The organism is Polynucleobacter sp. AP-Latsch-80-C2, assembly GCF_018882185.1.
In the GTDB taxonomy this organism is placed as follows: domain Bacteria; phylum Pseudomonadota; class Gammaproteobacteria; order Burkholderiales; family Burkholderiaceae; genus Polynucleobacter.
The window spans coordinates 71087-84322 of the sequence record NZ_JACVOY010000010.1 but is presented as its reverse complement, the minus strand read 5'-3'; the positions used below and the strand labels follow the sequence as shown (position 1 = coordinate 84322).

The 13236-nt window shown below is 46.0% G+C and carries 14 protein-coding genes and 1 tRNA gene; all 15 read left to right on the top strand.

The features are described 5' to 3' along the window. The first annotated feature begins 6 nt into the window (after positions 1-6). A complete protein-coding gene (locus ICN47_RS10945; protein ID WP_216219963.1) occupies positions 7-654 on the top strand; it encodes a phosphatidylserine decarboxylase in 648 nt (215 codons plus the stop codon). A gap of 26 nt (positions 655-680) precedes the next feature. Next, positions 681-1544 (top strand): CDP-diacylglycerol--serine O-phosphatidyltransferase, encoded by an 864-nt coding sequence (gene pssA / locus ICN47_RS10940; protein WP_216219962.1) that lies wholly within the window; start codon positions 681-683, stop codon positions 1542-1544. Between the two features lie 230 nt (positions 1545-1774). After that, a complete protein-coding gene (locus tag ICN47_RS10935; protein ID WP_216219961.1) occupies positions 1775-3322 on the top strand; it encodes a 2-isopropylmalate synthase in 1548 nt (515 codons plus the stop codon). A 213-nt stretch (positions 3323-3535) separates the two neighbouring features. Then, positions 3536-3805 carry a 30S ribosomal protein S15 gene (gene rpsO, locus ICN47_RS10930; RefSeq protein ID WP_068323724.1) on the top strand — a complete coding sequence of 90 codons (270 nt, stop codon included), beginning with the start codon at positions 3536-3538 and terminating at the stop codon, positions 3803-3805. Between the two features lie 268 nt (positions 3806-4073). Further along, the gene (pnp, locus tag ICN47_RS10925; RefSeq protein ID WP_216219960.1) at positions 4074-6242 is read left to right on the top strand and encodes a polyribonucleotide nucleotidyltransferase; all 2169 of its coding nucleotides are present in this window, start codon (positions 4074-4076) and stop codon (positions 6240-6242) included. A 33-nt stretch (positions 6243-6275) separates the two neighbouring features. Further along, complete coding sequence (locus tag ICN47_RS10920; RefSeq protein ID WP_216219959.1) at positions 6276-7274, top strand: NAD(P)H-quinone oxidoreductase; 999 nt, start codon at positions 6276-6278, stop codon at positions 7272-7274. Positions 7275-7288: 14 nt separating this feature from the next. Next, a complete protein-coding gene (tpiA, locus tag ICN47_RS10915) occupies positions 7289-8047 on the top strand; it encodes a triose-phosphate isomerase (RefSeq protein WP_216219958.1) in 759 nt (252 codons plus the stop codon). Positions 8048-8068: 21 nt separating this feature from the next. Then, positions 8069-8413 (top strand): preprotein translocase subunit SecG, encoded by a 345-nt coding sequence (gene secG / locus ICN47_RS10910; protein ID WP_216219957.1) that lies wholly within the window; start codon positions 8069-8071, stop codon positions 8411-8413. Positions 8414-8499: 86 nt separating this feature from the next. Next, positions 8500-8584 (top strand) — tRNA-Leu (locus ICN47_RS10905). A gap of 107 nt (positions 8585-8691) precedes the next feature. Continuing rightward, positions 8692-9051, top strand: a complete 360-nt coding sequence (locus ICN47_RS10900; protein ID WP_012357790.1) for an NADH-quinone oxidoreductase subunit A — start codon at positions 8692-8694, stop codon at positions 9049-9051. Positions 9052-9056: 5 nt separating this feature from the next. Next, complete coding sequence (locus ICN47_RS10895; RefSeq protein WP_011902891.1) at positions 9057-9539, top strand: NADH-quinone oxidoreductase subunit B family protein; 483 nt, start codon at positions 9057-9059, stop codon at positions 9537-9539. Between the two features lie 3 nt (positions 9540-9542). Continuing rightward, complete coding sequence (locus ICN47_RS10890; RefSeq protein WP_216219956.1) at positions 9543-10142, top strand: NADH-quinone oxidoreductase subunit C; 600 nt, start codon at positions 9543-9545, stop codon at positions 10140-10142. Between the two features lie 3 nt (positions 10143-10145). Continuing rightward, positions 10146-11399 carry an NADH-quinone oxidoreductase subunit D gene (locus tag ICN47_RS10885; protein ID WP_216219955.1) on the top strand — a complete coding sequence of 418 codons (1254 nt, stop codon included), beginning with the start codon at positions 10146-10148 and terminating at the stop codon, positions 11397-11399. 23 nt (positions 11400-11422) lie between these two features. Further along, positions 11423-11929, top strand: a complete 507-nt coding sequence (gene nuoE, locus ICN47_RS10880) for an NADH-quinone oxidoreductase subunit NuoE (RefSeq protein ID WP_216219954.1) — start codon at positions 11423-11425, stop codon at positions 11927-11929. After that, positions 11926-13224 (top strand): NADH-quinone oxidoreductase subunit NuoF, encoded by a 1299-nt coding sequence (gene nuoF / locus ICN47_RS10875; protein ID WP_216219953.1) that lies wholly within the window; start codon positions 11926-11928, stop codon positions 13222-13224. The genes nuoE and nuoF overlap by 4 nt, the downstream gene beginning before the upstream one ends. Positions 13225-13236 lie beyond the last annotated feature (12 nt).

The following is a 13236-nucleotide window of genomic DNA, read 5'->3' as shown; positions in this document are numbered from 1 at the left end:
ATAAAGATGATGTATCCACACCCCATTATTGCGAAAGAAGGTTGGCCGTATTTAGCGCTAGTGGGGTTCTTTACTTTGCTCGTTCAATACCTTGGTGGTTCAGCCTGGTCTTGGCCGTTGTGGATTCTCTTTATCTTTGTTCTGCAGTTTTTTCGCGATCCTCAGCGTATTCCTGCGCTAGGTCGTGACCTCGTGTTATCTCCGGCTGATGGACGTATTGTTGTTGTTGAAGTAACAAATGATCCTTATGCACAACGTGAAGCATTAAAAATTAGTGTTTTCATGAATGTATTCAATGTGCATTCCAATCGTAGCGCTGTTAATGGACTGGTGAAAGAGATTCAATATTTCCCCGGTAAATTTGTGAATGCCGATTTGGATAAAGCATCTACAGAGAATGAGCGCAATGCAGTAGTCATTGATGCTAACGGTCAAATTGTGACCTTGGTACAGGTTGCTGGTTTAATTGCACGCCGCATTCTTTGTTATATCCATGTTGGTGATCGCCTCAAAGCGGGTGAGCGCTATGGATTTATTCGCTTTGGTTCGAGGGTGGATGTGTATCTGCCTTTGACTGCAGAACCGTTAGTCAGTGTTGGTGATAAAGTATTTGCAACCAATACTGCCTTGGCCCGTTTGCCAGGCTTAGATTAACTTCATCACTTTTACTGGAGCGATATTTGCCGACATTTCGCCGCCGTGGCCGTATAGATCGTAGTCGCTTATCTCGCTCACGTTTAGACAATCCTCCAGAGGATTGGGTAGAAGAGCTCGGTGATGGCCTAGATTACGAAGTAGAAGAGTTGCATCCGCAAAAACCTCGTCTGCGTAGCAAGGGCATTTATTTACTTCCAAACGCATTTACAACGGCCGCTTTATTCTGCGGTTTCTTTGCCATAGTGAATGCCATGAATCACCAGTTTGAGATTGCTGCTATTGCTATCTTTGCATCACTAGTATTGGATGGTATGGATGGACGTGTTGCTCGTATGACCAATACCCAAAGTGCCTTTGGCGAACAATACGACTCCCTGGCCGATATGGTTTCCTTTGGCGTTGCTCCTGCATTGGTTGCCTATGAATGGGCACTGAAAGATTTGGGCAAGTGGGGTTGGTTAGCTGCATTTACCTATTGCGCAGGTGCCGCCTTACGCTTGGCTCGATTCAATGTGAATACCGGAGTAGTGGATAAGAAGTTCTTTCAGGGTTTACCTAGCCCAGCTGCAGGTTCCTTGATGGCTGGTTTTATCTGGCTGGCTGATGACAATAAGATTCCAGTGCGCGATACGGCCATTCCCTGGATTACCTTTTTTATCGCCGTTTATGCTGGCTTGACCATGGTGTCTAATGCCCGTTTTTATAGTGGTAAGGCATTGGATGTGCGCTACCGAGTGCCATTTGGTGTCATGGTTTTATTGATTTTGACCTTTGTGCTCATATCTTCCAATCCACCATTGACGCTCTTTGGCTTATTTGTGGTCTATTCCATATCCGGATACATCGTTTGGGCCTGGGAGCGAATGAGCGGGAAACGTTTTAGCTAAATTTCAATTTTTAGGTTATATTTAATCCATGTTGATGAATTTCTCACCTTTATCTAGCCTGCTTCTACTAGCACTAAGCCTTAAGCTTGGGGCGGGTAAGGCCTGAGTTGATGAGATCTCAATAAATCATTAACCACCACATACCAGCCCCAGCATATTGCTGGGGTTTTTGTTTTTGAAGTTTGAATTGAGTATTTAGTAAATGATGCAACCAGAATTGGAGAGCAGTGATGAGCGATAAAGTAATTATTTTTGACACCACCTTGCGTGATGGAGAGCAGTCTCCAGGCGCTTCTATGACCAAAGATGAAAAAGTTCGCATTGCTCGCCAGCTGGAGCGTTTAAGGGTTGATGTCATTGAAGCTGGATTTGCTGCTAGCTCGGAAGGTGACTTCCAGGCTATTTCAGCGGTAGCCGCCGCAGTGAAAGATTCTATTGTGTGTTCCTTAGCTAGAGCCAACGATAAGGACATTACCCGTGCTGCCGATGCTTTAAAGGCAGCAAATGCAAAACGTATCCATGCGTTTTTGGCAACCAGTCCGTTGCATATGGCTGTGAAATTGAGGATGTCTCCTGAAGAAGTGTTGGAACAAGCAAAACGTTCCATTCGCTTTGCGCGTAACTTGGCCGATGATATTGAGTTCTCAGCTGAAGATGGCTATCGCTCGGAGATGGATTTCTTATGTCGCGTGGTTGAGGCTACTATTAATGAAGGCGCTTCAACCATCAATATTCCTGACACTGTTGGGTATGCAACCCCAGAGTTATACGGTGAATTTATTAAGACTTTGCGTACCCGTGTACCCAATTCTGATAAGGCGGTATGGTCTGTTCACTGTCACAACGATTTAGGCATGGCTGTTGCTAATTCCTTAGCTGGCGTGAAGATTGGTGGAGCTCGTCAGATCGAGTGCACCATTAATGGTTTGGGCGAACGCGCAGGCAATACAGCCTTGGAAGAAATTGTGATGGCCTTGCGTACCCGTAAGGATTATTTCGATTTGATATGTAATATTGATGCTGCTCAAATCGTTCCAGCATCCAAAATGGTTTCCCACATCACTGGTTTTGTGGTGCAGCCAAATAAAGCGGTGGTGGGCGCCAATGCATTTGCACATACTTCCGGCATCCATCAAGATGGTATTTTGAAAAATCGTGAAACTTACGAGATCATGCGCGCAGAAGATGTAGGGTGGACTGCAAACAAAATCGTTTTGGGTAAGTTATCAGGACGCAATGCTTTTAAACAACGCTTGCATGATTTGGGAATTGTGGTCGAGGCCGAAGCGGATGTGAATGAAGCATTCACACGATTTAAGGCTTTGGCTGATCAAAAAGCAGAAATCTTTGACGAGGACATCATTGCCATCATGTCTGATACGGCTTCAGCTGAACAGGGCGAGCATTACAAATTTATCTCCATGAGTCAGCACTCTGAGACCGGAGAGCGCCCTAAGTCACGCATTACTTTGCGCATTGGGGATAAGGAAGTGAGCTCAGAGGCTGAAGGAAATGGCCCAGTGGATGCCAGCTTAAATGCCATTGAAGAGGTGGCTAAAAGCGGGGCAGAGCAATTGCTGTATTCAGTAAATGCGATTACTTCTGGGACTCAGTCTCAGGGCGAGGTCACCGTGAGACTCTCCAAGGGTGGGCGTATCGTGAATGGCGTTGGTACAGACCCAGACATCATTGCTGCCTCAGCAAAGGCCTATTTGGCAGCGTTAAATAAGCTTCATGACCCTAGTCAGGCCAAGATGAATGCCCAGATGACCCCTTAATTTGACTATAAATCATTGATTTATAAGGGTTTTTAAAAATATTACCTTGGGGAGCGCCTTTTTAGAGTTCACGCCCGCTTAAAGCGGGTATTAGCCCCAATCTGATACAATTCGAGGGCTTTGATTTATAAAGCTTTTTTGTTTTATTTTGTTAATAACGCACGACACGAATTGGGTGAAAGCTCAGGTGTTCGCAAGTAAGGAGTATTAAAAATGGCAGTTGCTGATATCAAAACGGCGGAAATCGTCAAAGAAAACGCGCGCAGCGCAAACGATACGGGTAGCCCTGAAGTTCAAGTTTCATTGCTTACAGCCCGCATCAATGAATTAACCCCCCATTTCAAGGCTAACGCTAAAGACCATCACAGCCGTCGCGGTTTGTTGAAGATGGTTTCACGTCGCCGTCGCCTCTTGGATTACCTCAAAGGCAAAGATTTGGATCGCTATCGCGCATTGATCGAGAAATTAGGTCTCCGTAAGTAATTCTTATCGGTATTGCAATGCCATCTCACTTAAGGTTGTTTCTAACGAGAACCAGTCTTAAGAAGGTGGCATGTTTTTTGGGCGCTTCAAGATTATTTGTGTAGGGGATCGTGTCATTCCAATGAGCTTCTGGGGTTTATGCAGAGCCTCCCTGGAATGGCATCCCTTGTAATCTTCAATCGCTCCAGTGTTGTCGTGACACTGCTTTATCCCACGACAAGCGCGACCCTCATGTGAGGCTTGCGTGAACAATTTGGAGAAGATCAGAATGACTATGTTTAAAAAAGCAGTAAAAACGTTTCAATGGGGTAATCATCAGGTAACGATGGAAACAGGCGAGATTGCTCGTCAATCTGGTGGTGCCGTTATCGTGAACGTTGATGACACTGTAGTAATGGGAACAGTGGTTGCCTCTAAGTCTGCAAAGCCAGGCCAATCCTTTTTTCCGTTAACAGTTGATTACTTAGAAAAAACTTACGCTGCAGGTAAGATCCCTGGTGGCTTCTTCCGCCGCGAAGGCCGTCCTTCAGAAGGCGAGACTTTGATCTCCCGTTTGATCGATCGCCCATTACGTCCTTTATTCCCAGAAGGTTTCTTGAACGAAGTTCAGGTGGTAGTGCATGTGTTGTCTATCAACCCTGATGTTCCTTCTGATATTCCTGCATTGATCGCCGCATCAGCAGCCTTAGCTATCTCTGGTATTCCATTTGCTGGCCCAGTTGGCGCTGCACGTGTTGGTTACGCTAACGGTCAGTACCTCTTGAATCCAACCCGTACTGAGCAAGCTACTAGCGAACTCGATTTAATTGTTGCTGGTACACAAGCTGCGGTATTGATGGTTGAGTCCGAAGCCAATCAATTGTCTGAAGAAATCATGTTGGGCGCGGTTGTCTATGGCCATGACCAAATGCAAACTGCGATCAACGCAATTAACGAATTGGTTGCTGAAGCTGGCAAGCCTGATTGGGATTGGACTGCTGCTCCTAAAGATGAGCCATTCATCGCTAAGGTAACTGCTTTGGCTGAAGCGCCATTGCGTGAGGCATATCAGATTCGCCAAAAAGGCGCTCGTTCAGACAAACTCAAAGAAATTACTAAAACAGTAGTGGCTAAGTTGCAAGAAGAGGGTGACGTAGATGCAGTAGCAGTGAACGACATCTTGTTTGAAATCGAAGCCAAGATTGTTCGTAGTCAGATTTTGAATGGCGAGCCACGAATTGATGGTCGTGATACGCGTACTGTTCGCCCAATTGAGATTCGTAATGGCGTACTGCCACGTACACACGGTTCAGCATTGTTTACCCGTGGTGAAACACAGGCTCTCGTAGTAGCTACTTTAGGTACTGCACGTGACGAGCAAATTATTGATGCACTCGAAGGTGAGTATCGTGATCGCTTCATGTTCCACTACAACATGCCTCCGTTCGCTACTGGCGAAACAGGTCGTGTAGGTAGCCCTAAGCGTCGTGAAATTGGTCACGGCCGTTTGGCTAAGCGCGCATTGATTCCAGTATTGCCAAGCCCAGAAGATTTTGCTTACAGCATTCGTGTAGTTTCAGAAATCACTGAATCTAATGGCTCCTCATCCATGGCCTCTGTTTGTGGCGGCTGTTTGGCAATGATGGATGCTGGTGTTCCAGTGAAAGCTCACGTTGCTGGTGTCGCTATGGGATTGATTCTGGATGGCAACCGTTTTGCCGTGTTAACCGACATCTTGGGAGACGAAGATCATTTAGGTGATATGGACTTCAAAGTAGCGGGTACCGCGAACGGTATTACTGCACTCCAGATGGATATTAAGGTTCAAGGCATTACTAAAGAAATTATGCAAGTTGCTTTGGCGCAAGCTAAAGAAGGTCGCTTACATATCTTGAGCAAAATGCAAGAAGCAATGGGTTCAGTTCGTACAGAATTGTCAGCTCATGCTCCACGTATGGTTTCTTTCAAGATTCACCCAGACAAGATTCGTGAAGTCATCGGTAAGGGCGGCGCAACTATTCAAGCCTTGACTAAAGAAACGGGTTGCAGCATCGACATTAAAGATGACGGCACTGTAACGATCGCTTCTACTTCTGCTGAAGGCATGGCTGAAGCTAAAGCACGCATCGAAGGCATTACGGCTGAAGCTGAAGTAGGCAAGATCTACGAAGGTCCAGTTGTGAAGTTGCTCGAGTTCGGCGCTTTAGTAAACATTCTGCCTGGTAAAGATGGCCTATTACACATCTCAGAGATTTCAAATGAGCGTGTAAAAGAAGTCAAAGACTATTTGGCTGAAGGCCAAGTAGTTCGCGTGAAGTTGCTTGCTGCTGATGAGCGTGGTCGTTTGCGTCTATCCCTCAAGGCTGCGATGGCTGATGAGGGTGGCACGATTGCTCCTTTAGCTGGCACTGCAGAAGCTGTAGCTGATGCAGCTCCAGCTTCTGGCGAATCGGCTTAATTAGTACAGACTAGGCACGAGCGGGAGTTTCATATGCGCGTAATGGAAATTAAAGAGTTTGGCGCTCCAGAAATGCTGGTGGTTGCCACTCGCCCGGATCCAGCAGTTCCTGCTGCTGGTACGGGTGAGGTTTTAATTAAAGTTTTAGCGGCTGGTATTAATCGCCCTGATGTATTGCAACGTAAAGGCCATTACCCAGTTCCAGCTGGTGCATCTGATATTCCCGGCCTCGAAGTTGCTGGTGAAATTATTGGCGGTGACCTATCCCATGAAGATAATCTTTTTGGATTAAAGATAGGCGATAAGGTATGCGCCTTGGTTCAAGGTGGTGGCTATGCAGATTTGTGTAGCGCTCCTATTGCGCAATGCTTACCTTATCCCAAAGGTTTTACTGATCAAGAGGCAGCAGCACTGCCAGAAACTTTCTATACCGTTTGGAGTAATGTGTTTATGCGCGGCCAGCTATCAGCTGGTGAGACGCTATTAGTACAGGGCGGTTCTAGCGGTATCGGTGTAACTGCGATTTTGATTGCTAAGGCTTTAGGCTTTACCGTTTTTGTTACGGCCGGCAATGATGAAAAGTGTGCGGCCTGCATCAAATTGGGTGCTGATTTAGCTATTAACTACAAGACACAAGATTTTGTTGAGGAAGTTAAAAAAGCCACTGATAGTAAAGGCGTTAACGTGATTTTAGATATGGTCACTGGTGACTATGTCCAGCGTGAAATTGATTGCCTCGCCGACGATGGTCGCATCGTAATTATTGCGATTCAGGGCGGCTCAAAGGCTGAAGTGAGTACGAATCAAATCTTACGTCGTCGATTAACCATTACCGGTTCTACATTGCGTCCACGGCCCGTATCTTTCAAAAAGCAAATTACACAGCAATTGTTTACCCATATTTGGCCATTGCTCAATGCCGGTCAATTAAAGCCTGTAATTTATAAAACATTTGCACTTGACCAAGCATCGGATGCCCATCGCCTGATGGAGTCATCAGAGCATGTTGGCAAGATTGTCCTGACGGTTTAATTATTCTTTAGCGTATGCGTCCACTGATCGTCATCGGCAACTGGAAAATGAATGGCAGTCTTGCAAGTAACCAAGATTGGATCAAAACCGTTGCTCGCGGTATGGATAGTGGTATGCCTGCTGGTCGTAAATTTGCTGTCTGTCCGCCATTTCCCTATTTATCTCAATGCGCGAGCTTAATTAAAGAACACTCTTTGGCATTTTTAAGTTTAGGTGCTCAAGATGCCTCTGCCTATACCTCAGGAGCTTATACCGGAGAAGTGGCAGCCTCGATGCTCAAGGAGATGGGTTGCAGTTATGTGATTGTGGGTCATTCGGAGCGCCGCCAAATGCATCATGAAGTGGATGAGGTGGTGGCTACAAAAGCTTTACAAGCATTAGATAACGGGATGACCCCGGTGATTTGCGTAGGCGAAACTGCAGACGAGAGGAACTCAGGTAGGGCACAAGAAATAGTTTGCTCACAAGTAGCCAAGCAAGTATCGGTTTTGCAAGATCGCCTGGCAGACTGTCTGATTGCCTATGAGCCGGTCTGGGCAATTGGTACCGGCAAAGTAGCAAGCGCTCAAGTTGCACAAGATATGCATCGCGCTATACGCCATCAATTGGCTGAGTTTGATGAGGATGTGGCCTCTCATGTAGGAATTTTGTACGGTGGCAGTGTCAAGCCTGACAATGCTGTTGAATTGTTTGCAATGCCTGATATTGATGGTGGATTAGTTGGGGGCGCATCACTGAACCCTCAGGATTTCCTGGCCATTTGTCAGGCATAGATTTTTTATTGGAGATGAGCTGTGGAATGGTTTAAGACTTTATTGATCGTATTACAGGTGATTTCGGCATTAGCCGTGATTTTGTTGGTTTTGTTACAACAGGGTAAAGGTGCTGATATGGGCGCTGCTTTCGGATCAGGTGCTTCGGGCAGCCTATTTGGCGCAAGTGGGTCAGCAAACTTTTTATCGCATACCACTGCAATTTTTGCCGCAGTTTTCTTTATTAGTACCTTAGGAATTACCTGGCTTGGTAATAAGAAGGAAACAAGCCCAGGAGTTTTGTCTGGAACAACAGCGCCAGTAGTTGCGCCGGCTGCTCCTGTAGCTCCGGTCCAAGATCCAACAAAACCTGCGGTTCCTAAGTAAAAAAGTAGGTTTTTACGGATTTATCTACCTCTAATTTAGGGTAGTTCAGTGGTGCAATGCAGTAGAATTGACAGGTTTTACAAGATGCCGACGTGGTGAAATTGGTAGACACGCTATCTTGAGGGGGTAGTGGCTTAGGCTGTGCGAGTTCGAGTCTCGCCGTCGGCACCAAATGAAGAATTTGTAGGGGTTTTTGCTCTAAATCAAAGCTGTATGTAGTGGAATAATTGACAATTTGCTGCTTGTAAGATTTATCGGACGAACGACTCAGGACCATTTTGAATCTCGCTAATTACTTTCCTGTTCTGCTTTTTATCCTCGTAGGTATTGGGGTGGGTTTAGTCCCCATGTTCCTCGGAAAAATTCTGGCTCCTTCAAAGCCTGATGCTGAAAAACTGTCACCATATGAGTGTGGTTTTGAAGCTTTTGAAGATGCACGTATGAAGTTCGACGTGCGTTACTACCTTATTGCCATTCTTTTTATTCTATTTGATCTAGAGACTGCATTTCTATTCCCTTGGGGTGTGGCATTGCGTGACATTGGTTGGCTTGGCTACGCTTCCATGGTGATTTTCCTTTTGGAATTTATTGTGGGATTTGTGTATATCTGGAAAAAGGGCGCTCTCGACTGGGAGTGATCGATATGGCATTAGAAGGCGTTCTCAAAGAAGGATTTGTTACCACTACAGCGGACCAGTTGATTAACTGGACACGTAATGGTTCTTTATGGCCAATGACTTTTGGATTGGCATGCTGCGCAGTCGAGATGATGCATGCTGGCGCATCCCGTTATGACTTAGATCGTTTTGGCGTAGTTTTCCGCCCATCTCCTCGTCAGTCTGACCTCATGATTGTTGCTGGTACCTTGTGTAATAAGATGGCACCAGCCTTACGTAAGGTATATGACCAAATGCCTGAACCCCGCTGGGTAATCTCAATGGGCTCATGTGCCAACGGTGGCGGTTATTACCATAACTCTTATTCAGTAGTTCGCGGTTGTGATCGTATCGTTCCAGTAGACATCTATGTGCCTGGTTGTCCTCCAACTGCGGAAGCGTTGATCTACGGCATCATTCAGTTGCAATCGAAGATCGCTCGCACTAGCACGATTGCGCGGAAGGCTTAATTTATGTCAGATCGTTTAGTTCAGTTAGCCGCCAATCTAGAAAAAGTTCTAGGTAAGCGCGCGCAATCGATTGAAATTGCGCTAGGTGAAGTTACTGTTGTTGTAAATGCCGATACCTACTTTGAATCCGCCATGCTGCTGCGCGATGATCCCTCGCTCGCATTTGAGCAGTTGATTGATTTATGTGGCGTTGATTACCAAGACTTTCGGGATGGTGCCTGGAGTGGACAACGCTTTGGCGTGGTGAGCCACTTATTATCTTTGGCGCACAACTGGCGTCTGCGAGTGCGCGTATTTGCGCCGGATGATAGCTATCCATTGGTGGCCTCCATTACATCAGTGTGGAGTTCAGCCAACTGGTTTGAGCGTGAAGCGTTTGATCTCTATGGCATCCTATTTGACGGCCATGAAGACTTACGTCGCATTCTGACGGACTATGGATTTATTGGTCATCCATTTAGAAAAGATTTCCCTATTAGCGGTAATGTAGAAATGCGTTATGACCCAGAATTAAAGCGCGTTGTCTATCAGCCCGTTACTATTGAAGCGCGTGAGATTACTCCACGTATCGTTCGAGAAGAGCAATACGGAGGTCCGGTTTAAGTCATGGCACAAATTAAGAACTACACCCTCAATTTTGGCCCTCAGCATCCTGCGGCGCACGGCGTATTACGCTTAGTGCTTGAGCTTGATGGTGAGGTGATCCAGCGCGCTGATCCGCATATTGGTTTATTGCATCGCGCTACAGAGAAGTTAGCTGAGACCCGCACCTGGATTCAGAACGTTCCTTACATGGATCGCTTGGATTATGTGTCAATGATGTCCAATGAGCATGCTTATGTCCTAGCCATTGAAAAGTTATTGCAAGTTGACGTTCCCTTGCGTGCTCAATATATCCGCGTGATGTATGACGAGTTGACACGTTTATTAAATCATCTCCTGTGGATTGGCTGTCACGGTCTAGACGTAGGTGCGATGGCAGTATTCTTGTATGCATTCCGTGATCGTGAAGATATCTTTGATATGTACGAGGCAGTATCTGGTGCGCGCATGCATGCTGCCTACTACCGTCCAGGTGGTGTTTATCGAGATTTACCTGAGCAGATGGCTCAGTACAGTAATTCCAAGATTCGTAGCGCATCTGCTATCAAACGTCTAAATGAAAACCGTAGTGGCAGTTTGCTGGATTTCATTGAACAATTTACGAATGGCTTTGATGCCAACGTAGATGAGTACTGCAATCTTTTAACGGACAACCGTATTTGGAAACAGCGTCTGGTCAATATTGGCATTGTTACTCCTGAACGCGCATTGCAACTCGGCTTCACTGGTCCGATGTTGCGTGGCTCCGGCATCGAGTGGGATCTGCGTAAGAAGCAACCATATGAAGTCTACGACCGTCTCGACTTTGATATCCCAGTAGGTGTAAATGGTGACTCATATGATCGATATTTGGTCCGCATGGAAGAAATGCGTCAATCGAATCGCATCATCAAGCAGTGCGTAGCTTGGTTAAAAGCAAACTCAGGTCCTGTCATGAGTGATAACCATAAAGTTTCTCCACCGAAGCGCGTGGATATGAAAACGAATATGGAAGAGTTGATTCACCATTTCAAACTGTTCACTGAAGGTATTCACGTTCCGAATGGCGAGGCTTATTCAGCTGTTGAGCATCCAAAAGGAGAGTTTGGTATTTACTTAATTTCTGATGGTGCTAATAAGCCATATCGGATGAAGATTCGTGCCCCTGGTTTTGTACATCTTTCAGCAATGGACGAGATGTCACGTGGCCACATGTTGGCTGATGCGGTCACCATTATTGGTACCCAAGATATTGTGTTTGGGGAGATTGACCGCTAATTGAGCGTGCCAAGGATTATTTAATGACAACAACCCTTCAACTTTCCGATAAAACGCTGGCGGATATTGCCCGTAACGTCGCTAAATATCCACCAGAGCAAAAGCAATCTGCTGTGATGGCTTCATTGATTGCTGCCCAGACTGAACTAGGTTGGGTATCTCCTGAAGTTATTGCTACTGTTGCGCAAATCTTGGAAATGCCAACGATTGCAGTTGAGGAAGTCGCTACTTTCTACAACATGTACAACACCAAACCAATTGGGAAATACAAGCTTGTTATTTGTACAAATTTACCTTGTCAGTTAACCCATGGTGAAACTGCAGCGACTTACTTAAAGGAAACTTTGGGTATCGGCTACAACGAAACAACTCCCTGCGGTAACTTCACCTTAAAAGAGGGTGAGTGCATGGGGGCATGCGGCGATTCACCGGTAATGCTCGTGAATGACAAGCGGATGTGTAGCTTTATGAGTAAAGAAAAAATTGATGCTCTATTAAATGAGCTCCGTGCAGAAGGGAAAGCAGCATGACTAGCTTGCACGATCGTCATATCAAGCCATTAATTCTCGCTGGATTAAATGGCGATAACTGGCGTTTAAAAGATTATGAGAGCCGTGGCGGTTATCAGCAGTTACGTCGTTTAATTAACGATAAGGTTGCGCCAGATTCCATCATTGCTGAATTAAAAGCATCATCATTACGTGGTCGTGGTGGCGCTGGATTCCCAACGGGCTTGAAGTGGAGCTTCATGCCACGTCAATTTCCCGGGCAAAAATATTTAGTTTGTAATAGCGACGAAGGTGAGCCGGGTACTTTTAAAGACCGCGACATCATGCGTTACAACCCGCATGCTTTGATTGAAGGCATGATCATTGGTGCATACACCATGGGTATCACTACTGGATATAACTATATCCATGGTGAAATCTGGGAAGTGTATTCACGCTTCGAAGAGGCATTGGAAGAAGCTCGTGCCGCTGGTTTACTCGGCGATAAGATTTTAGGAAGTGATTTTTCATTCCAACTTCATGCTTCTCCAGGTTGGGGCGCTTACATTTGCGGGGAAGAAACTGCCTTGTTGGAATCTTTGGAAGGTAAAAAAGGCCAGCCGCGCTTCAAACCACCATTCCCGGCCAGTTTTGGTTTGTATGGCAAGCCAACCACAATCAACAACACAGAAACATTTGCTGCAGTACCCTTTATTTTGGCGATTGGTGGTCAAGCTTATTTAGACCTAGGCAAGCCAAATAATGGCGGCACAAAGATTTTCTCTGTCTCGGGTGATGTAGTGCATCCCGGCAATTATGAGATTCCATTGGGCACCCCTTTTGCTGAGCTCTTGAAACTCGCCGGGGGTATGCGCGATGGCATAGCTTTAAAAGCGGTCATTCCCGGTGGATCATCAGCCCCAGTAATTCCTGGCGCACAAATGATGGATTTGACGATGGATTACGACAGTATCGCTAAAGCTGGATCGATGTTGGGTTCAGGCGCTGTCATCGTCATGAATGAAACACGCTGCATGGTTCGTGCATTAGAGCGTTTGTCTTATTTCTATCATGAAGAATCATGTGGTCAGTGCACTCCTTGTCGCGAAGGCACTGGTTGGTTATGGCGCATTGTGCATCGCATTGAACATGGCCAGGGTCATCCTGAGGACATGGATCTGCTTAATGATGTAGCGGCCAATATTCAAGGTCGTACCATTTGCGCATTAGGTGATGCGGCTGCAATGCCAGTGCGCGGTATGTTGAAGCATTACATGGATGAATTTGCGTATCACGTAGAACATAAGCGCTGCTTAGATTCTGCAAAACCTTTATAAGTTATTGAGCAC